The sequence below is a fragment of the Chryseobacterium sp. CFS15 genome (assembly GCF_031118795.1).
GTDB lineage: Bacteria > Bacteroidota > Bacteroidia > Flavobacteriales > Weeksellaceae > Chryseobacterium > Chryseobacterium indoltheticum.
This window is the reverse complement of record NZ_JAVHYL010000009.1, coordinates 94,927-112,900: the sequence shown is the minus strand read 5'-3', so window position 1 is coordinate 112,900 and position 17,974 is coordinate 94,927. Positions and strand designations below refer to the sequence as shown.

The following is a 17,974-nucleotide window of genomic DNA, read 5'->3' as shown; positions in this document are numbered from 1 at the left end:
AATTATTTTATAATAAGACTATTTGTATTGAAATAAAAAAATCAAAAAAAAAGCTAATAAATAATAAATTTTATATTGTAATACGCATTTAAGCACATTTTAAAGCATTAATAAAATATTTTCTTTGCAAATGTGATCTAGATCATATATGAATGAACGGTGATATATATATCTTTGATATACCTTAAAACAAATATTTTATGATTACGCAAAAACACAATCCTAAACGATATGATGTTCTAAAAACATAGTGTTTTAGAAACACTTCATTGACAGATCAAGATTTTACTTTTCAGCAAAGCAGCCGCAAATAAAACGGTGAAATTTGCCCGTATCTCAAACTGCTTTATAAGCCTTTGCTTTTGTGATTTTTTGATCTTAGCACGAACTCCATCCACTTGGAGGTAAATAAATAAACCAAACCATAAAAATTATATTATGTCTATTACACCACGACTCCTGCATTCTGTAGGAGCAACTGAAGAATGCTTTAATGTCGGAGATTATATTTTTCGTGAAGACGGAACCCCACTCTTCTACTATCAGATTGAGGAAGGTGAGATCAAGCTCAACAGTTATAATGATGACGGTAAAGAATTTATCCAGAATATCCTGTCTCCCGGACAATGTTTTGGAGAATCAATGCTTTTTCTTGAAAAACCTTATCCCATCAACGCTATTGCACTTACCGAATGCAAAGTACTGAAAGTTTGCAGAGAAAAGTTTTTGACGCTCTTAGATATATATCCCAACATTGCCCTTGATATTTGTAATGCCTTATCGGAAACCACTTATAATAAGTTTGTGCTGATGAGGAAGATTTCAAGTAAGAATGCCGTAGAAAGGCTTACTGAAATTATGGATCTCATGAAAGAGCCACAACAAAACAAAGATAAATATACCTTCGAGATCAAGCACACCCGCCAGCAATTGGCTTCATTAACGGGCCTTTGCGTAGAGACTGCAATAAGAGCCATAAAAAAAATGGAGGGAAACAAAATGCTGAAAATCAGAAACAGAAAAATTTATTATTAACAATCACACACCTCATGGTATGCTATTATTTCGTGCGGTCATTCTTCTGAATTGAGCAATTCTGGCTCAAGGTAATTCTCATCTAAAAATATTCTTATGGTTTTAGTTACAGGTGCTACAGGACTTCTCGGAAGGTTGATTGTTCTGGAGCTTATCAAAAAAGGTGAAAAAGTAAGAGCCTGTAAAAGATCCGGAAGCAATCTTGCAGATGTAAAAAATTCGTATCGGTATTACAGTTCAAAAGCAGACGTCTATTTTGACCTTATCGATTGGGTAGATCTTGATTTCAGTAATCATCAGTCTCTTTACGATGCTTTAAAAGACATTACCGAGGTGTATCACTGCGCGGCAAAAATAAGTTTTGACCCGAAAGATTGGGAAGAAGTTTTGGAAACCGGAATTGTATACACGAGAAATCTTCTCCGTGCATGCCTGCAAATGCGTATAAAAAAATTTCTTTTTGTAAGCTCTGCAGCTACACTTCATATCGATAAAAAAGATATGGAATTACGGATCAATGAAAATCAATCGAAGAAGAAGTATTCGCCGTATGTTATTTCAAAATATTTTTGCGAAAAAATGGTTTGGAGCGCCCACAAGGATGGTCTTAATGCTGTTATTATTAATCCCGGGATGATTATTGGAAGCGGCAATTGGGAAAAGGAAAACAGCCAGTTGCTTGATGTTTTTCTGAAAAGCAGAATTACATTTCCCGGCGGCACTTCATGTGTTGATGTCCGGGACGTTTCTACTTTAGCCGTACGCCTTATGGAAGAAAATATTTTTGGAGAGCAGTTTTATATCTCGGCAGAAAATGCTCTTTACAAAGATTTAGCGTATGAACTCAGAAAAACAGCAGGTCTTTCAAAACCAATAATTATCAACAGAAAAATTCTTAACATCCTCAAATATCTTAGGCCAATTTTAAAAATAGTAGATAGAAAAGCAAGATTTCTTACTGATGAAAATATAGAATTTGTATGCGACCATCAATATCATTCTGGCAAGAAGATCAAAAGTAAAATGCAATATCATTTTTATTCGGCTTCAGAATCTATTCATTTTCATTATGGCAATTATCTGAATAAAAAATTTAATGAGAAAAATAGTATTAAAACTTTAAATAAAAACAAAATATACCGACAATATGACTCAAAGCATATGATATGATATTTTGATTTAATACTTTTGATTGTCCGTACAAACGGAACATTTTTTTTCATCATTTGTGTTTTTAGCCTTCTCATTGAGAGGGCTTTTTCGTATCTTAAATTTTAAGCTAAATATTATTAAGCTTTCTCTATAAAACCAGCAATATCTCGTTGAAATGATTTCGGCAAAAAAAAGAGTGCCAAATAAGCACTCTCTTCTCAAATAAATAACACTTGGGATGACCACATTTGCAATCAATTATAAAAACACTTTGGAAAACATTATGAGTCTGTTTAAATTTATCAAAACATCTTTTTGCCCTTTAGGGTTAGGGAAAAGGAAGAATGTATAAAATTTATTCTGAATAATTTTTAAGCAGACTCTAAGTAATTATTCTATCTGAGCTGTATCTTTTGCTGAAGGGCGTGTAACTTCAGGAAGTGTTTCAATGGTATCAGATTTTTTATCGTTAACCGTTGATCTCTTGTTGTCGTTATCAATATACTGGGTTTCAGATTTCTTGCAACCCATCAAAAACATAATGCTACATACGAATACATATTTCATGATATAAAAATTTAGATTAAAATTTAGAATGATCAATATACAATCGACAAGTAAAAAAGTCTAAAGTTTACTTATCAACCCAGGCTTTTATATATTCTCTGTTTAATCGGCCAATGGTATCCAGCGAAATATGTTTTGGGCACTCAACTTCGCATGCACCGATAACCGAGCAGTTACCAAACCCTTCATCATCCATTGCTTTTACCATATTCAGCACTCTTCTTTTCCGCTCTACCTGCCCTTGCGGCAAAAGTGCAAGATGAGAAACTTTTGCACCCACAAAAAGCATCGCAGCACCATTGGGACACGTCGCCACACAAGCGCCACAACTTATACACGCTGCAGCATCCATCGCTTCTTCGGCAGCTTCTTTATCAATGAGAATAGCATTTGCATCCAGAGGATTACCGGATGTATTTACAGAGATAAAACCACCCGCTGCCATAATTCTGTCGAAAGAGCTCCGGTCAACAATCAGATCTTTTATCACCGGAAAAGCAACACTGCGCCAAGGTTCTATAACGATTGTTTGATTGTTGGTAAACATCCGCATATGAAGCTGGCAGGTGGCAATTCCTGTATCGGGACCATGCGCCCGACCATTGATGTACAAAGAGCACATACCGCAAATACCTTCCCGGCAGTCGTGGTCAAAAGCGACAGGTTCTTTATTTTGTTCAATAAGCTGGGCATTAAGAATATCAAGCATTTCCAGGAATGAAGAGTCTGTGGATACATCTGATATTTTATAAATTTCGAAGCGTCCCTTTGTACGATTATTTTTTTGCCGCCATATTTTAAGGGTAAGATTTAAATTGCTTTTTGTACTCATATCTTTTATTTTTTTGAGTAGTTATGTATTGCTAATTTTTTAGTTCAGTTGTTGTTATTATTAATAACGGATTTGCATGGTTTCCGTTTCTAAATTTCACTTAATTAAGTCTAATTATTAATGAGTTTATTCATTAGTGTTTAATTCGGTTATTGAAAGCTGGTGAAGTCTCAGCTGATCAATAAATTTCTGAAGGATCTGGTCGGTATAAAACATTTTGATCTGTAAAGATTCTGTGCTGCTGTTTAATTCAAGCTTGTCTGAAAAGACCACTTTTCCTCTGTATGTAATCGAATAATAGGCAAAAACTTCGTAGGCCGAATGCCGTTCCGGAATGCAATATCCGGATGTAGCAATGCACCAGTCACTTTCAAAAAGTTCAGCGGCATGGCGCCCCATCGTATCTGCAACAAAGCTAGATACACAGTTACAGTTTTTTATCTCATCATGATCAACGTTAAGCAATTTCACTATCTTTTCGGGGGTATGCAATGTAATACCGCCTTTGTAAAACAACCTTGAATTGCTCATTTCCGAAAAAGCGACCTGAAGTAAACCTCCGGTTACACTTTCAGCAATCGAAATCGTTTCGTTGCAACTCATAAAGCTTTCGCTGATTTCCTGGAGCAGTGTTGTATTGAATATCATAGTATTGTATTTGGCGTTATTAATCATAATGTTGATCTTGACAATTCAGACAATCCAATCCCAGATAAATGTAGGATCAGAAACTACATCTTTGCCTGCAATGGCAGCAAAAATCAGGTAAAGCAGGTAAAGAGAACTTATACTAATCCCGATAATACTTAGGGTTTTGCCTGTTTTTAGATTTTCAAAATTATCATATCGCTGCCTATCTTTATCGTAGATCTTCTTATCTCTCCGATAAAGTATGAGCGCAATGGTGCCGGTCATGATCCCGGGCAGACCGTAACAACAGCATAATGCAATTGATGATATACCCAATACAAGAACTGCAGTACCATATGGTAATCTAGATTTTCGTACTTTTTCTTTAGTTAAAAATTTCATAGGACGATTATATAAAACGATAAGCATCAGCAATTTTAATCTCGACTTTATATCTCAATAAATTTCTTTCTCTGCTGCGGATCGGGAAGAAAACATTTTTGTGCAGAAATCTTCATTCGGTTACGCGAAACAATATCATATAATTTATCACTCAGCGAGGTTGGTAATAGGTTTCCTATTTTTAAAAGAGAGTATATTCCTCCCAAAAGTTGAGCTATTTTCATCACCGCCCGAGATTTCATTAAATATTGACCGTCAGATTTAAGGAGATACAGTGTATTAAACTCTTTCGTCTCAAGCCCTCTTTCTGAAAGAAATTTTTGCCCAAAATCAGATTGTAAAGAAGCAAATAAGAATTTATTTTTTCGGTCGCGTTCTAAGATCCATTGTACCCAGAAATTGCAAAAACCACATTCGCCATCAAAAAACACGACGTTTTTATCTTTCAATTTTTCATCCATCTTATTTAATTTTATGAATTGGTGAATTAGCTGCCCTATTTTGCCACTGAAAAAATCTTATACTTCTTAAAACTTTATTTGTATAAGTAAAAAGCATTGTAAAAGATTAGTTTATTTTCAAACTGTCGTTTTCATGCTTCACAGCTGATGTATTTACTTCTTTCTTTTCACTTTCATCGTCATCAAGATCACATTTACAAGAAACACTAGTGAGAAGTAACCCTAATGAAATACCCAGAATTGTAAAATTGAGTTTATGCTTAATTAATTTTTTCATGAAGATTATCTTTAAGTTATTGTTTTTAAAATTCTTTCTTTTTATAACGCTTATACGTCTCTAACAAATTTATTGTTGACTGCTGTTTTTTCCTATGATCATAGTCATAGACGCTGTTTTTCGTAAAATTTTATTGTGAATTTTAGTCAATTATGATTCGTGACTGATTATCTTAGAATAAAAACATACAAATAGAAAGTCCCACCTTTTAGTGGGACATTATCTTTAACTATTTTACTGCTTTCTGTGCTTTTTGAGATTCCATCAAATGATGTTCCAATGCAGGAAGCGTTTTTGAGGCGAAACTTTTTAAAGTACTTTCAGAGCCTTCAGCAGATTCTTTTTTAAAGTCAGTAATTGTTTTTTGATGATCAGCTACCATAAGATCTGTATACATTCGATCAAACTCAGCACCTTTTTTTGCTTTTAGTTCATCATATTTTTTCTGCTGATCGGCGTCTAATTTTGCCGGCAATGTGTATGCATTTTTTGATGCCCATTGTTTCAGCTCATCATTCGCTTTGGTGTGATCTTTCACCATCATTTCGCCAAGCGTCTTAACGGTTGTATTTGTAGAAAGATCAGCAGCTAACTTTCCTGCCATTACTTCCATCATTCCGCCTTTTGCAGCAGCATCGGCAAATTTCTTATCCTGGTCACTTAGCTGAGCAACTGATGTAGAATTATCAATGCTTGTAAGAGAATCTGTACCTGTTGTGGCAGATTCATCCTGAGCAGATGTTTCCATGTGATCGCTGGAATGATCTACAGTAGCTGACGTTTCTTTTTTGTTGCAGGCAACCAATAAGGCGGCTGCAAAAAGTGTTACAATTGTCTTTTTCATAATAAAAATTTAAGTGTTAGTATGTGATAAAATTTTGTTTGCTTATATAGATATGTTTCAAAGCGATCTATCAGAAGAATTTGTGAATTTAAGTTCTACAACAATATTCTTTACTTACATTTTAGCTGTAAGTTTCAGATTTTGGTTTTTGCATGTTACCCATTCTATACGCAGCCATGCTGTCGGTCGCAAGATTACTCATCGCAACGGTAAGCTTATTTTTTAGACCTGAGATTACGCTGTCTTTACCACTCATTAAAGCTTCATATCCGTCGATTGCTACTTCTTCGGCAGTAGAGAAACTATCTCTATCTTCCATAATCTTGCTGTCATTCATCATCGCCTTATTAAAGAAATCTGTGTCTGTAGGGCCGGGAAGCAATGCCGTAACGGTAATCCCTGAATCTTTAAGCTCTTCACGAATTGCTTCGGACCAGGAAAGTACAAAAGCTTTCGTGCCATGATATACAGAATGCCAAGGTCCTGGTGCTTTACTGGCAATCGATGCCAGGTTTAGAATTTTCCCTGAGCCTTTTTCAATTCTGTCTTTTAAAAACAGCTTGGTGATGAGTATTACCGAGGTGATGTTTAGATTAATTATATCGAGCTCTTTGTACAAATCTGTATTCTGAAATTCTCCATAACATCCCTGTCCTGCCGCATTGATCAAAATAGAAGGACTAATGCTCTGTTGCTGTAGTTCTGTATACACCGATAAGGCATCGTTAAGATAAAATAAATTCTTATTCATGGTGATTATCTTAACTCCATAGCTTATCAGTTTACATGCGGTTTGTGTGAGCGTTGCCTGGTTACGACCGATTATAACAAGGTTGTAGCCATCTTTTGCTAAAAGCTTTGCGAGCTCAAAACCTATTCCGCTTGTTGCTCCGGTAACGATTGCATATTCTTTATTCTGTTCCATAATGATATTGTTTTAATTTTTTTAAAAGCCGTCTGAACTGATAAAGAAATCGTGATTTCCTTATTTAAGTTTACGACAGATACCATATCCTTAGGTAAACAATAGATTAGAGTAAGAGCAATTGATAAATTGGCGATTTTTAACAGAAATAGAATCCTCGGCTGCATATTTATTATAGGTCCTTATACAGCAGATTGCCTCTTGCGACAGAAGTGTCGCCTTGTTAATCATTGTTTTCATACAACTAATTGGTTTGGTGTGTTTCAAAAATAACATAGTAAATAAATATTTCCTATGATCTGAATCATAATAGCTTATTTTACTGTCATTCAATTTATTAATGCTAATTATAGGAATTCAAGTAGCTATTAAATCTATTTTTAGAATACGAATTATTACGTTAAGATTATTTTGCGTGTCCAGTTCAGAGGGAAAAAAGTAGTTTTAAACACTTTTAAACATAGTGATTAAAGGTATTATTAAGATTAGGTGGCGGATGAAATAATCAAACCAATTCAGTAAAATATTTTTTTATCTTTAATCTTAACTACGTTATTTTCTTCCATCTTTTGAAGGGCTGCAGCTGTACTTTCGATTGAAAGCCCGGTAAGTGAAGCCAAAAGCTGTTTATTGTAAGGTATTTCTAATGAAAATTTGTCTCTGTTCGCATGCGATTCTTTCATCAGATCCATAATTTCAGTTAATCTTCCTTCAATATTTTCGGTGGTTATCGTACGCATTAATGCCTGTTTTTCAAAAGTATTATCTGCAAGTGCTGTATAAATTTCTGCAAAAAGATCGGGATGCTTCTGAAGTAACTGAAAGAACTGTGAACGGCTGACTTTAAGAATGGTACATTTTGATAAAGCTACGGCATTTACAGGATATGGTTTCCCCAATACAAGCATAGATTCGCCAAAACATGAGCCGTCAGTAAAAATATTCTGTATAAATTCTTTACCTTCATTGTTATAACTATTGAGCTTTAGCGTGCCTTCAATTATTTGATAATAATATTCAGGAATAGCGCCTTCACGGAACACATATTCTCCGGCATTATACTGCTCTTCTATTGCTTCTGCCGAATGCAAAAGTATCTCTTTTATAGCCATGATGAATTTTTATAAATAATTTTTCTTTTAAATAATCAATAAAATATCTAACAATTTAGTCAGTAAATAGTAATCTTTAGTACCATTTAAGCTTTAGCATTACCAAAGATAAAGATTGTAAAACACACAAAAATATGACCCATATCATAATTGAAAATTCATTTTACCCCTTTTTTTTAAATTATTTCATGGTTACAATTTATTTTAATGCTTAATGGAGCTGTGACTTAAATCATAAAATCTAATCTTTTTTGCTATTATATTTGTAATTAGTCCGTAGTATATTCACAAAGGATTCGCATTGTGAAATTTGATTAAATACAGAATTATGGCTATTAAAGAAGAATTGCTTATTACATTTGGAGCAGAAATTATCCACCTGCCACAATCTGAATTTCTTTTTAAAGAAAACACTGCTCCCGCCTATTATTTTCAGATAAAAGAAGGTAAAATAAAACTTACAAATATAAAACCGGGTGACGGTGAATTTATTCAGAATATTCATGAGAAAGGTGAATCTGTGGGCGAAGTTTTTTTATTCTGCAAACACCACAGATATCCGGTAAATGCTGTTGCATCAGATAATTGCACAATCTTTAAGCTAGAAAAATCTAAACTTTTAGAATTATTAAAATCAGATTTTAGTACCCAGTTAGAATTTCTTAACAGTTGCGCAAAAAGAACATATTACAGTTATGTATTTTTAAACAGCCTTACGCTTGAAGATGCTACGCACCAGTTACTTACCATTCTTGATCAGCTTAAAGAAAGCGAAAATAAAACAGAAAAATTCTCTTATAAAATACCTTATACCCGAAAAGAACTTTCTTCCTTAACAGGTTTGCGAATAGAAACCGTAATCAGGATTCTGAAGAGACTTCAAAGCGAAGAAGTTGTGAAGATTCTGAAAGGTCGAGTGTTTTATTAATAAAATGAATTATTACTTATTCTGAACCAAATTATATATTATTATGCAATTTATTGATTTTAAAAAAGAACATTTTACAAAAGATGAAGACGCTGACTTTTACTTTATAGATCTCTTCAAAGAGGAAATAGGATTTGGAGAAATAAAAGTGGAAGAAAAGAAAAGTGACGGGAATTCCGGCGATATGAAGTATGAGCTTGATGATGAAATCGATAAGATTACCATCAAAATACAAAAACCTTGCGATATAAGAGTTTATTTTTAAACAATTGCTGTAAACGTCAATACACAATATTTTCATCAACAATTTTAGGAGGCTGTCTCAAAAGTGAGACAGCCTCTTTCGCATGTTGGTTCTTATAAATAATTCATATTAAATTTTTAATCTTGTTCATAAAAAATCAATTATGACTTAATGAATGACATTAAAATATGATCTAAGTCATAAAAAATGAAATTTTCTTGCAATATCTTTAAAATGTTGAACATACTGTTTAATACACACTATCATCACTAAATCAAAACATTATGAAAATTACTGAGCTGAAAATAGAAAATTTAGTGCGATATAAAGATCAGGTTTATTCTCTTACAGAAGTTTATCAGCAAGAAAATGCAGAGTATTATGTTAAAATAAAAAATAGAAAAGAATCTTTATCCGTTTCTGCAAAGTTGATCAAGCCATTAAAAATAAACGAATTCTGGCTTCTGAAATTTGGCTTTATTAAAACGTTTGCTTCAAATCATATTGTACGGTTTGAAAGACCCAAAGAGTCTCTAAAATTTGACATCGATCACGATAATCTACATTCTATGAGCGGACTAAAACTTTATGGTAATAGTGTAAATTGTAAGTATGTACATCAGTTTCAAAATCTTTTTTGCTTTTTATTCGGAAGAGATATTATTTAAACGCCGAAATATTGAAAATCAATATTTTATGTAACCTTAAAACTAATCATCCTTTATAATAAAAGGATTAACTTAAAATAAATTGTATGCTTGTTGACACCCATTTACTGAAATCATACGGCGGAATCACAGAAACATTTTCTTCTTCTGACATCATTTTTGAAGAAGGGGAAACTCCCAAATATTACTTTCAGATCATCAGCGGTTCTGTGAAGCTCAATCATGTAGATGAAGATGCCAAAGAGCTTATTCAGAGTATTTTGTATAAAGGACAAAGCGTTTGTGAGCTTCTGCTTTTCATTGATGAAAGTTATCCGGTAAATGCTGTTGCTATTTCAGAATGTACGATCATGAAAATCCCTAAACCTAAATTTCTATTACTTTTGGATGAGCATCATCAGTCTGCAACAGATGTTCGGAAGTTTATTTCAGAAAGACTGTATCATAAATTTATTATGATGCAGAATAATGCATCAAAACATTCTCATGTAAGAATTAAAGGTATTCTGCTGTATTTTAAGAGTTTCAGCGATGACCAGACTCCATATTCTTACGAAGTACCGCTTACCCGCCAACAATTGGCCTCAATAACGGGACTGCGGATAGAAACCGTAATAAGAGCCGTAAAAAAAATGGAAAGCGAAAAATTTCTAAAAATTGAAAACAGAAAGATTTACTTTTAATATTGTTCAACTAAAAAGGAATAGAATTTAATTTTTTGGTAAGCGCAACCATAAATTATTATTAATAAAAAGAGACTGCCAAAAAACAGTCTCTTCCTCAAATAATCAATGGCATTACGGTTGACCGCTTCCTCCTGCAGCGCCGTAAATTTGTCCTGTTGCAAAACTTGCATCGTTAGCAGCCAGCTGCACAAAAATAGAGGCAAGCTCAGCCGGCTGACCCGGTCTTCCCAATGGAGTGTCGCCTCCGAATTTAACCAGATTCTCCTGTGTTTGCCCGCCACTTACCTGCAATGGCGTCCAGACGGGTCCCGGTGCTACTCCATTCACTCTTATGCCTTTCGGGCCAAGCTGTTTGGCAAGAGATTTTACATAATTTGTAGTTGCTGCTTTCGTTTGCGCATAATCATAAAGATCAGCAGACGGATCATAAGCCTGAACTGATGACAGACCAATGATGCTTGATCCTGGCTTCATGTGTGGCAAAGCAGCTTTTGTGATCCAAAAAGGAGCATATATATTTGTTTTGATCGTCCAGTCAAAATCTTCTGTACTGATGTCGAGTATAGATTCATTACTTTTCTGATGACCTGCATTGTTTACTAAAATGTCTAAACCTCCCAGCTGCTGTACTGCCTGGTCAACGAGTTTTTTACAGAATGCTTCGTTGCGGATATCTCCGGGAATAGCAATTGCTTTTCGGCCTTCTTTCTTCATAAGATCTATAACCTGCTGAGCATCTTCCTCCTCGGCCGGAAGATAATTGATCGCAACATCGGCACCTTCTCTTGCATAAGCAATCGCTGCTGCACGACCAATACCTGAATCTCCTCCTGTAATCAATGCCTTTCTTCCTGCTAATCTTCCTGAGCCTACATAACTTTTCTCTCCATGATCCGGAACGGGTGTCATTTTACTTGCTAATCCCGGAAATGGCTGAGACTGGCTCTTGAAAGGAGGTTTCGGGTATTTGGTTCTGGGATCAGTAAGATCCGGCGTTTTGGTATTTCTTGTTTTACTGCTTGATGACTGTGCCAAAGCAGCAGGAGCCACTGCAGCTACAGCGATTGTTGCGGCTATTTTACCGATCGCTTTTCTTCTTGTCATGTGATCTTCCATAGAATAAATATTTGGTGTTTATATAGTGTCTTTAAATTATTTCTACATTGAAATTTTGGTAAAAAACTATCTGTATCGATCAAAATCCCGATAAAGGACTAAAAATAAAACGGCTCCTGAAATAGGGGCAACAATGGTAAGAGAACTTCCTACATTTTCGTAATAAATAGCTGTTATGTTTAATAAAACTCCGGCAACAACGGCTCCGATAATCCCAAAAATTATGGTGAAATTATCATTGTTTTTTACAGCATTATTAGAAGTTAATTTTGCAATAATTCCTACAATTAAGCCAACAAAAATCCATGCTAAAATTTCCATATTAAATTATTTAAGAGATTGATATATTTTTAGATAAAGGCAATTATCTGCAAGTCAGTAATATTTGGTAAGCTCCGATTGCTGTTACATGATCTGTCACCGAAACCATCATATTTTCTTTCCTGAACTGAGAAACCAATATTTCTTCAGACATTTTCTTTTTGCCAATATACTGGTAGCCTTGTGTAGGCAATTCTTCCTTCAGTTTTGCAACGCTGTCTGCGGATCGGTTAACAATACTCAGAACATTTGAGCAGTTTTTGGGATGTTTAATCACCGTGATAACCACTAATTTTTCAGCATCATCACTGTCGCTGCTATACACTTTCTGGTTGATGTCTTCAACATCTTTTATCCTTTCAAATCCCAATTTAGAAACCATCACATGATCAAGCTCGGCAAATTCGTGCTTTGCAATTTCCGTTATGTGTGATACTTTCAGCTCCTGAGATTTGCTAAAATGTATAAAAAACAAAAAAAGGAGTATAACTAATTTCATATTTTAAAATTATTATGATCTGCAATTACCATTAAAAGCATTTAATAATATGCTGTTATTAAGGTTCTTGTATGATGAGATTTGAAGTAACTTCAGAACAGATTCTTTTTAAAAACAAGTCATACATTTTCTGTATGACTTGTTTGTATAAATTTGATTTTTAATCTTCCTGCTGTGCATCAAAATTGATGTGTGTCTCAGCAATTTCAGTAAGATTGTAATCTGTATCTTCTTCTTCCTGTAATGTTTTATCTAAAAGATCAGCCGCCTTGTCGTGTCCCATTGTGATGGCAAGCTGCACAAGACCACCATATGTTGCGATCTCATAATGTTCTACTTTCTGAGCCGCGATAATAAGTGCTGCATCTCTTGTCATAGAACCTTCTTCAGTTGATTTGATAATTTCTTCACCTTCTTTGATCAAACCATCCATCGCTGCACAGGTTTTTTGCTCCGGCGTTTCATCGATTGATTTGAAGACTTTATCAAGTCGACTGATGTGCTTTTTGGTCTGAAGCTGATGATCTTCAAAGGCATCTTTTAGCTCTTCTGTAGTGGCAGCATCGCACATTTTCTGCAATGCGTCAACCAGTTTGTGCTCGGCATAATAAATATCCTTTAGAGCGTCAACAAAGAACTTATGAAGAGGTGCATTTTTCATTTCACTTTCATTCACTTTTGCATTCTCTACCTGCATTTTTTTTTCTGTAGAAGCTGCTGTACTATTTTCTGTTGTTTTTGTAGCCATGCTGTGATTATTTTAATGTTAGTTAAAAGATTGCCTCTTAAAGATCTAAGAGGCAATCGAAAAAAAAGAATTATGAATTACGTCTACCTCCGAATCCTGATCTGCCCGATCCGGATGATCTGCCACCTCCGTGAGAAGCCTGACCGCCCATACGAGCTATTCTTGTACGTTCAGATTTACTCATTGAAGCAAAACCTCTTCTTGAAGTATCTCCTCCGCCTCTGTTGTTACCACCTGAGCCTGAGCCGGAACCAGAGTTTCTTCCTCTTCCTGAGCTGCTGTTTCCACCTCCTGAACGTGAACTATTGCTATTGTTAGAACCAGAAGATCTACCTCCTCCATGAGAAGCCTGGCCTCCCATACGAGCTATTCTGGTACGCTCAGACTGGCTCATCGAAGCAAAACCTCTTCTTGAAGTATCACCACCAGATGATCTGCCTCTTCCCTGTCCGGAAGAAGATCCACGGCCGCCTCCTCTTGATGAAGAACCGCCACGAGATCCTGAACTTGATCCTGATCCTGAACCGCCTGATCTGCCGCGACCGCCTGAAGTAAATCTTCCCTGGCTATCGCGCTGCTGATTGCCGTTACCTGAGCTTCTTCGGCCACGGCCACGGTTGTCGTCATCATCATCGTCATCATCATCATCATCGTCGTCGTCATAATCGTCGTCATCGTAATCGTCATCATCATAATCGTCGTCATAGTCATAGCTATTCTCATACGAATCGTCATCATTATCAAAATCATCCTCAAAATCTGAGAAATCATCATCGTAATCTTCGTCTTCGTTTGCATCGCTATAACCATGCTCGTAGCCTAGTTGATAAGCTTCTTCAAGATCATTGCTTGATGAATTTCTTCCTGAGTTTCTTCCTGAATTTCTGTTGTTTGAATTTCTAGTGTTCATAACATTTACTTTTTTGAAATTAATATTGAGTGAATTACCATAATCCGTGACTAGTATTGGATTATGGCAGGTTTGGTTTAAAAAATTAGGCACTAAAATACCGTCACGCCATCCATATGGCATGCACATAATTCAATCGATCGTAATCGATTTTAAGAATAGTGGATTTTTACTACTTAGGTGTAGTCATTGCAGAATCTCGGTTTCGAGTATTCATGGTATCCCCTGTTGCAGGTGGAACGGTGGTCATGGTATCTGATGGCATAGGTGTGGGATTCGTATTCATAGAATCCGTCGCAGGAAAAGTGGTGTCTGCATCAGATGGATTTGTTGTTTGTACTTCTTTTTTACAACTGATAACAGTAAGCCCCAACACAAGAGCTGTTGTGATAATTGATTTCATATAAAGTTTTTTAATTTGGTATTTCAAAGCTAAAAAATGCTCGAGAGCGATCCTATGATCATAATCATATTCAAAAAAAAATTGATAATTCTATTATTTTTAAGTGTTTTTTTACGAAAAAAAAAACTCAGTTAGCCTCCGTTAAAGCGATGATAAACTGGCAATATTAAAAACTTCTTTGGTAGGTTTTATTATTTCTCATTTATTTATTAGAATAATTTCATTGACATTTAATTTTTTTATTTTGGAAATTGTAGGCATTAAGTCAGATTAAAATTTCATCATTACTGAATTTATAATTTTGAATATCAATTTTGAATCATTGTTTTTCGAAAATAAGTAAACGGCTTTGTTTACCTTCATTCATCATTTTTTATTAAACTCTTTTTATATCCTGGCGTCTCTTATCGCAAGGAAATACAAATTTTTTATAAGAGATGTATTTTTCTAAGATAAACAAAGGCATTTGACTTCGTCGAATCTTCGATTTCATTTAGCAAAGTACTACAAAGGTTTAGTGATCAGTAATTTGATGCTATTTATAAAATGCCCAACGGGGAATTATAAAGTAAAATAATACAGCTTTACATTGTCAACAATGAATTGACGATTAAAAATACGCCAATGGCTATAAGCCCGAAATACACATATTTAAAAAAGGAATTATCTTTAATTTTATGGTTAAGATATCTACCCAGAAATATGGCAGGAAATACGGCAGGCAACGAGACTAAAAAGTACATTAAAACATCTGAAGTAATTAATCCTTTTGCAAAATATCCAGTCGCACCAATAAAGCTAGCCGGTAAAAAATAGGCCTGAAGCGTTGCTCTGAAATGCTTTGCACTCCAGTTTCTCATGTTACCGTAAACAACAAGAGGCGGCCCGTTTACACCATATGCACCGCCGAGTATACCAGACATGAAGCCGCAGACAAAAAGCCAGGCCATGTTATCAGTTTTTAGAGAAAGACGATTTTTCCCGGCAATTGCATACAATGAATATAAAATGATTAGGACTCCTAAACCGATTTTTACCCAAAATTCGTTTCCATAAATTAAAATTAATAACCCAATAGGTATTCCTAGAACAGCAAATATGATAAGCCACTTTGCACTATTAAAGTGAATTTGCTGATGATCCTGAACAACGACAACCAAGGCAACCAAAATTGAAATCAAAACAGAAAGCGGAACAGCGATCTCCAGCGGAATAAAAAGGATAAATAAAGGAACTGCAATTAATGATTCTCCAAAACCAAACGTTGAACGAACGAGTGTGGCAACGAAACTGACAACGAAAATGTATATATAAATTGACTCCATATCTACTTTAAATATACTGTATTTTATTGAAATAAAACCGCAATTACACTAGAAAAAATCAAAAAATGAAAGGCGCACTTTTTGATTATTGGCAAAGGGAAACTTTCTAATTCATTCTCCGAAAAAAACGTAAAAAAAGGTCTTTTTCAGATATAGATTTAGAAAAAATTCCAAGTATTATATTTTATACAAAAAAATGTAATTTAAACACTTATCTTATGTACTGCAAAATTTTAAACATGCCCAACAATGTATTCACTTCTTGAAAAATTTATCCGGAGTAAAAGTGATATTTCTACTGAAAAACTCGAGAAAATAAAATCTTATTTTTCATTAGTAACAACAAACCGAAATGAAATACTTGTACAGTATGATCAGGTATGCAAATATTATTATTTTATTAATAAAGGGTGTATTCGCTTATTTACAACAACTAAGGAAGGTGCAGACAGCTCCCGGTACTTTGCATTTGAAGGAAATTTTGCCACAGCTTTGCCTAGTTTTATAGATCAGAAGCCGGCTAACGAGTATCTTCAGACAATTGAGAAATCTGAACTGCTTTGTATTCACAGAAGAGATTTTTATCACCTCACCGAAACAATACCTGAATTTGCAAAAATATATACTGAAATTCTGGAGCTTGGGTTTATCATTGCACAAAAGAGAATTTATGGTTTTCAGGGGTTTGATGCGCTAGAAAAAGTAAAATGGTTGATTGAATATCAGCCAAAACTTTTACTTCGGGTCTCCAATAAAATGGTTGCTTCTTACTTGGGTGTTTCACCTTCCACCTTAAGCAGAATAAAATCAAAATTATAAAAACGTTGACATAGCACAACGTTTTTGATTTTTCATCCATCTAAATTTGTATGAAAATAAAGGATATGAAAATGAAATTTTTATTTGTACTTTTTAGTTCATGCTTGTGTTTCGGACAAAGCAAGCCGGAGCAAACACTACCACTCTATCCTGTTGATCACTATATAAAATCGGTCAGCAATTTAAATACTGCAGCAGCATTAGAATTGGCAAACCGGATGACAAAAGCAGCTTCTGTAAAAGATAAAAAAGTTTCTCTTGCAATACTAGACGCTTCGGGAAATACAATATTAATGCTTAGTGGTGATGGTGTCGGTCCGCACAATACAGAGGCAGCCCGTAGAAAAGCATATACAGCATTATCTACAAAGACACCCACACTTTTATTACTGCGAAATGCAGACAGCAACCCTGATACAAAAAATCTGAATTCACTTCCTGAGTTACTTTTATTAAGCGGCGGCGTACCCATTTGGTACAAAGGCAATATCATTGGCAGTGTGGGAGTTGCGGGCGGAGGCAGTCCCGAAAATGATGATTGGATTGCTAAGTCTGCATCAATACCAGAAATCGGAATCTCAACAACAAAATAATTTATAATTTAATAAAAAATGAAAAAATTTATCTTCACTACCCTTTTCACTCTTCTGTCAATAGTGACTTTTGCTCAAAAAAACACTTTTCAGCTGTCCAGCCATATCCTTGATGTGTCTAAAGGTCTGCCGGCCGCAGGAGTAAAAATAAAATTAGAAAAATATAATGATCAAACAAAAACCTGGTCTTTTGTTGATGAAAAAAATACAGATGCAAACGGCAGAATAGGAGATTTTTTACCTTCAGAAAAAAATAATTTGGGCACTTATAAACTTACTTTCTATACAAGCGATTACTTCAAAAAAAGCAATACTGAGAGTTTTTATCCTTTCATTGAAGTAGTATTTATAATTAAAGACAAAAATCATTATCATGTTCCTATAACACTCTCTGCGTATGGATACTCTACTTATCGAGGAAACTAAAACGCCTGATGTGCATTAATTTAGCAATAAATGAATTGATGCAACTTAAAA

The 17,974-nt window shown here is 34.8% G+C and carries 25 protein-coding genes; 9 read left to right on the top strand and 16 right to left on the bottom strand.

Annotated features, from left to right (window positions below):
- The first annotated feature begins 438 nt into the window (after nucleotides 1-438).
- Both OH814_RS14800 and OH814_RS14795 read left to right on the top strand, forming a co-directional pair.
- The gene (locus tag OH814_RS14800; protein WP_115619254.1) at nucleotides 439-1,035 is read left to right on the top strand and encodes a Crp/Fnr family transcriptional regulator; all 597 of its coding nucleotides are present in this window, start codon (nucleotides 439-441) and stop codon (nucleotides 1,033-1,035) included.
- Nucleotides 1,036-1,131: 96 nt separating this feature from the next.
- Nucleotides 1,132-2,205 (top strand): NAD-dependent epimerase/dehydratase family protein, encoded by a 1,074-nt coding sequence (locus OH814_RS14795; protein ID WP_115619255.1) that lies wholly within the window; start codon nucleotides 1,132-1,134, stop codon nucleotides 2,203-2,205.
- A gap of 372 nt (nucleotides 2,206-2,577) precedes the next feature.
- Here the strand turns inward: OH814_RS14795 and OH814_RS14790 are convergent, their stop codons facing one another.
- The 9 genes from OH814_RS14790 to OH814_RS14750 all read right to left on the bottom strand — a co-directional run bounded on the left by OH814_RS14790 (nucleotide 2,578) and on the right by OH814_RS14750 (nucleotide 8,237).
- On the bottom strand, nucleotides 2,578-2,754 hold the full coding sequence (locus OH814_RS14790) for a hypothetical protein (protein ID WP_181898818.1): 177 nt from the start codon (nucleotides 2,752-2,754) through the stop codon (nucleotides 2,578-2,580).
- A 67-nt stretch (nucleotides 2,755-2,821) separates the two neighbouring features.
- Nucleotides 2,822-3,586 (bottom strand): succinate dehydrogenase/fumarate reductase iron-sulfur subunit, encoded by a 765-nt coding sequence (locus tag OH814_RS14785; RefSeq protein ID WP_201134599.1) that lies wholly within the window; start codon nucleotides 3,584-3,586, stop codon nucleotides 2,822-2,824.
- A gap of 126 nt (nucleotides 3,587-3,712) precedes the next feature.
- Nucleotides 3,713-4,234 carry a CinA family protein gene (locus OH814_RS14780; protein WP_115622029.1) on the bottom strand — a complete coding sequence of 174 codons (522 nt, stop codon included), beginning with the start codon at nucleotides 4,232-4,234 and terminating at the stop codon, nucleotides 3,713-3,715.
- A gap of 45 nt (nucleotides 4,235-4,279) precedes the next feature.
- Nucleotides 4,280-4,618: a CCC motif membrane protein gene (locus tag OH814_RS14775; RefSeq protein ID WP_115619257.1), complete on the bottom strand. Its 339-nt coding sequence runs from the start codon at nucleotides 4,616-4,618 to the stop codon at nucleotides 4,280-4,282.
- Between the two features lie 47 nt (nucleotides 4,619-4,665).
- Entirely contained in the window at nucleotides 4,666-5,079 is a 414-nt protein-coding gene (locus tag OH814_RS14770; protein WP_308828686.1) for a DCC1-like thiol-disulfide oxidoreductase family protein, read from the bottom strand.
- Between the two features lie 106 nt (nucleotides 5,080-5,185).
- Nucleotides 5,186-5,356, bottom strand: coding sequence for a hypothetical protein (locus OH814_RS14765; RefSeq protein ID WP_181898819.1), 171 nt, complete (start codon nucleotides 5,354-5,356; stop codon nucleotides 5,186-5,188).
- A 229-nt stretch (nucleotides 5,357-5,585) separates the two neighbouring features.
- Nucleotides 5,586-6,200 (bottom strand): DUF4142 domain-containing protein, encoded by a 615-nt coding sequence (locus OH814_RS14760; RefSeq protein WP_308828685.1) that lies wholly within the window; start codon nucleotides 6,198-6,200, stop codon nucleotides 5,586-5,588.
- Nucleotides 6,201-6,321: 121 nt separating this feature from the next.
- Nucleotides 6,322-7,125: an SDR family oxidoreductase gene (locus OH814_RS14755; RefSeq protein WP_201134605.1), complete on the bottom strand. Its 804-nt coding sequence runs from the start codon at nucleotides 7,123-7,125 to the stop codon at nucleotides 6,322-6,324.
- Between the two features lie 515 nt (nucleotides 7,126-7,640).
- Complete coding sequence (locus OH814_RS14750) at nucleotides 7,641-8,237, bottom strand: Crp/Fnr family transcriptional regulator (protein ID WP_308828684.1); 597 nt, start codon at nucleotides 8,235-8,237, stop codon at nucleotides 7,641-7,643.
- Between the two features lie 328 nt (nucleotides 8,238-8,565).
- Here OH814_RS14750 and OH814_RS14745 point away from each other — a divergent pair, with 328 nt between their 5' ends.
- From OH814_RS14745 to OH814_RS14730, 4 genes are all read left to right on the top strand, one after another.
- Nucleotides 8,566-9,165, top strand: a complete 600-nt coding sequence (locus OH814_RS14745) for a Crp/Fnr family transcriptional regulator (protein ID WP_115619262.1) — start codon at nucleotides 8,566-8,568, stop codon at nucleotides 9,163-9,165.
- Between the two features lie 43 nt (nucleotides 9,166-9,208).
- A complete protein-coding gene (locus OH814_RS14740) occupies nucleotides 9,209-9,430 on the top strand; it encodes a hypothetical protein (RefSeq protein WP_115619263.1) in 222 nt (73 codons plus the stop codon).
- A gap of 263 nt (nucleotides 9,431-9,693) precedes the next feature.
- Nucleotides 9,694-10,077: a hypothetical protein gene (locus OH814_RS14735; RefSeq protein WP_115619264.1), complete on the top strand. Its 384-nt coding sequence runs from the start codon at nucleotides 9,694-9,696 to the stop codon at nucleotides 10,075-10,077.
- 86 nt (nucleotides 10,078-10,163) lie between these two features.
- Nucleotides 10,164-10,760 (top strand): Crp/Fnr family transcriptional regulator, encoded by a 597-nt coding sequence (locus tag OH814_RS14730; protein WP_115619265.1) that lies wholly within the window; start codon nucleotides 10,164-10,166, stop codon nucleotides 10,758-10,760.
- Nucleotides 10,761-10,874: 114 nt separating this feature from the next.
- Here OH814_RS14730 and OH814_RS14725 read toward each other — a convergent pair whose 3' ends face one another.
- The 7 genes from OH814_RS14725 to OH814_RS14695 all read right to left on the bottom strand — a co-directional run bounded on the left by OH814_RS14725 (nucleotide 10,875) and on the right by OH814_RS14695 (nucleotide 16,085).
- Nucleotides 10,875-11,879, bottom strand: coding sequence for an SDR family oxidoreductase (locus OH814_RS14725; RefSeq protein WP_115619266.1), 1,005 nt, complete (start codon nucleotides 11,877-11,879; stop codon nucleotides 10,875-10,877).
- A gap of 66 nt (nucleotides 11,880-11,945) precedes the next feature.
- A complete protein-coding gene (locus OH814_RS14720) occupies nucleotides 11,946-12,200 on the bottom strand; it encodes a GlsB/YeaQ/YmgE family stress response membrane protein (protein WP_115619267.1) in 255 nt (84 codons plus the stop codon).
- Nucleotides 12,201-12,243: 43 nt separating this feature from the next.
- Nucleotides 12,244-12,699 carry a hypothetical protein gene (locus tag OH814_RS14715; protein WP_308828683.1) on the bottom strand — a complete coding sequence of 152 codons (456 nt, stop codon included), beginning with the start codon at nucleotides 12,697-12,699 and terminating at the stop codon, nucleotides 12,244-12,246.
- Between the two features lie 160 nt (nucleotides 12,700-12,859).
- Nucleotides 12,860-13,447, bottom strand: coding sequence for a ferritin-like domain-containing protein (locus OH814_RS14710; protein ID WP_115619269.1), 588 nt, complete (start codon nucleotides 13,445-13,447; stop codon nucleotides 12,860-12,862).
- A 70-nt stretch (nucleotides 13,448-13,517) separates the two neighbouring features.
- Nucleotides 13,518-14,357, bottom strand: coding sequence for a KGG domain-containing protein (locus OH814_RS14705; protein WP_308828682.1), 840 nt, complete (start codon nucleotides 14,355-14,357; stop codon nucleotides 13,518-13,520).
- A 172-nt stretch (nucleotides 14,358-14,529) separates the two neighbouring features.
- A complete protein-coding gene (locus tag OH814_RS14700; protein WP_308828681.1) occupies nucleotides 14,530-14,730 on the bottom strand; it encodes a hypothetical protein in 201 nt (66 codons plus the stop codon).
- Between the two features lie 614 nt (nucleotides 14,731-15,344).
- Nucleotides 15,345-16,085, bottom strand: coding sequence for a sulfite exporter TauE/SafE family protein (locus OH814_RS14695; protein ID WP_308828680.1), 741 nt, complete (start codon nucleotides 16,083-16,085; stop codon nucleotides 15,345-15,347).
- A 249-nt stretch (nucleotides 16,086-16,334) separates the two neighbouring features.
- Here OH814_RS14695 and OH814_RS14690 point away from each other — a divergent pair, with 249 nt between their 5' ends.
- The 3 genes from OH814_RS14690 to uraH are packed head-to-tail and all read left to right on the top strand — an operon-like array spanning nucleotide 16,335 to nucleotide 17,923.
- Complete coding sequence (locus tag OH814_RS14690) at nucleotides 16,335-16,904, top strand: Crp/Fnr family transcriptional regulator (RefSeq protein ID WP_308828679.1); 570 nt, start codon at nucleotides 16,335-16,337, stop codon at nucleotides 16,902-16,904.
- A 50-nt stretch (nucleotides 16,905-16,954) separates the two neighbouring features.
- Nucleotides 16,955-17,497, top strand: a complete 543-nt coding sequence (locus OH814_RS14685) for a heme-binding protein (protein WP_308828678.1) — start codon at nucleotides 16,955-16,957, stop codon at nucleotides 17,495-17,497.
- 18 nt (nucleotides 17,498-17,515) lie between these two features.
- Nucleotides 17,516-17,923, top strand: a complete 408-nt coding sequence (uraH, locus tag OH814_RS14680; RefSeq protein WP_308828677.1) for a hydroxyisourate hydrolase — start codon at nucleotides 17,516-17,518, stop codon at nucleotides 17,921-17,923.
- The last annotated feature ends 51 nt before the right edge of the window (nucleotides 17,924-17,974 follow it).

Coding starts and splice junctions, on each gene's coding strand:
- OH814_RS14760 (WP_308828685.1), bottom strand. CDS start 6,200: ATGAAAAAGACAATTGTAACACTTTTTGCAGCCGCCTTATTGGTTGCC.
- OH814_RS14685 (WP_308828678.1), top strand. CDS start 16,955: ATGAAAATAAAGGATATGAAAATGAAATTTTTATTTGTACTTTTTAGT.
- OH814_RS14720 (WP_115619267.1), bottom strand. CDS start 12,200: ATGGAAATTTTAGCATGGATTTTTGTTGGCTTAATTGTAGGAATTATT.
- OH814_RS14795 (WP_115619255.1), top strand. CDS start 1,132: ATGGTTTTAGTTACAGGTGCTACAGGACTTCTCGGAAGGTTGATTGTT.
- OH814_RS14730 (WP_115619265.1), top strand. CDS start 10,164: ATGCTTGTTGACACCCATTTACTGAAATCATACGGCGGAATCACAGAA.
- OH814_RS14770 (WP_308828686.1), bottom strand. CDS start 5,079: ATGGATGAAAAATTGAAAGATAAAAACGTCGTGTTTTTTGATGGCGAA.
- uraH (WP_308828677.1), top strand. CDS start 17,516: ATGAAAAAATTTATCTTCACTACCCTTTTCACTCTTCTGTCAATAGTG.
- OH814_RS14710 (WP_115619269.1), bottom strand. CDS start 13,447: ATGGCTACAAAAACAACAGAAAATAGTACAGCAGCTTCTACAGAAAAA.
- OH814_RS14740 (WP_115619263.1), top strand. CDS start 9,209: ATGCAATTTATTGATTTTAAAAAAGAACATTTTACAAAAGATGAAGAC.
- OH814_RS14780 (WP_115622029.1), bottom strand. CDS start 4,234: ATGATATTCAATACAACACTGCTCCAGGAAATCAGCGAAAGCTTTATG.
- OH814_RS14755 (WP_201134605.1), bottom strand. CDS start 7,125: ATGGAACAGAATAAAGAATATGCAATCGTTACCGGAGCAACAAGCGGA.
- OH814_RS14750 (WP_308828684.1), bottom strand. CDS start 8,237: ATGGCTATAAAAGAGATACTTTTGCATTCGGCAGAAGCAATAGAAGAG.
- OH814_RS14785 (WP_201134599.1), bottom strand. CDS start 3,586: ATGAGTACAAAAAGCAATTTAAATCTTACCCTTAAAATATGGCGGCAA.
- OH814_RS14775 (WP_115619257.1), bottom strand. CDS start 4,618: ATGAAATTTTTAACTAAAGAAAAAGTACGAAAATCTAGATTACCATAT.
- OH814_RS14705 (WP_308828682.1), bottom strand. CDS start 14,357: ATGAACACTAGAAATTCAAACAACAGAAATTCAGGAAGAAACTCAGGA.
- OH814_RS14735 (WP_115619264.1), top strand. CDS start 9,694: ATGAAAATTACTGAGCTGAAAATAGAAAATTTAGTGCGATATAAAGAT.
- OH814_RS14725 (WP_115619266.1), bottom strand. CDS start 11,879: ATGGAAGATCACATGACAAGAAGAAAAGCGATCGGTAAAATAGCCGCA.
- OH814_RS14745 (WP_115619262.1), top strand. CDS start 8,566: ATGGCTATTAAAGAAGAATTGCTTATTACATTTGGAGCAGAAATTATC.
- OH814_RS14695 (WP_308828680.1), bottom strand. CDS start 16,085: ATGGAGTCAATTTATATATACATTTTCGTTGTCAGTTTCGTTGCCACA.
- OH814_RS14790 (WP_181898818.1), bottom strand. CDS start 2,754: ATGAAATATGTATTCGTATGTAGCATTATGTTTTTGATGGGTTGCAAG.
- OH814_RS14715 (WP_308828683.1), bottom strand. CDS start 12,699: ATGAAATTAGTTATACTCCTTTTTTTGTTTTTTATACATTTTAGCAAA.
- OH814_RS14690 (WP_308828679.1), top strand. CDS start 16,335: ATGTATTCACTTCTTGAAAAATTTATCCGGAGTAAAAGTGATATTTCT.
- OH814_RS14800 (WP_115619254.1), top strand. CDS start 439: ATGTCTATTACACCACGACTCCTGCATTCTGTAGGAGCAACTGAAGAA.
- OH814_RS14765 (WP_181898819.1), bottom strand. CDS start 5,356: ATGAAAAAATTAATTAAGCATAAACTCAATTTTACAATTCTGGGTATT.